Source organism: Bacillus cereus group sp. BfR-BA-01309 (assembly GCF_022664315.1).
GTDB lineage: Bacteria > Bacillota > Bacilli > Bacillales > Bacillaceae_G > Bacillus_A > Bacillus_A mobilis.
On sequence record NZ_JAKUHE010000091.1, the window covers coordinates 1 to 201 of the forward strand.

Below are 201 nucleotides of genomic sequence, written 5' to 3' on the forward strand. Positions count from 1 at the left end.
GTACTTCATTTTCAATCGGTGCAACCGGTGTTACTGGTGTTGACATTGGCCCAGCGGCCACTTCTGAATTTGGTACTTCATTTTCAATCGGCGTTACTGGCGCAATTGGTGTTTCAATTTGACCAGCGGCTACTTCTTGACCTGGTATTTCATTTTCAATCGGTGTTACTGGTGCAATCGGCGTTTCAATTTGACCAGCGG

Annotated in this window: 1 pseudogene; it reads right to left on the reverse strand. The window is 46.3% G+C overall.

Annotation, left to right across the window (positions count from 1 at the left end):
- A pseudogene (locus MR115_RS29780) lies at positions 1 to 201 on the reverse strand (hypothetical protein); the annotation flags it as partial.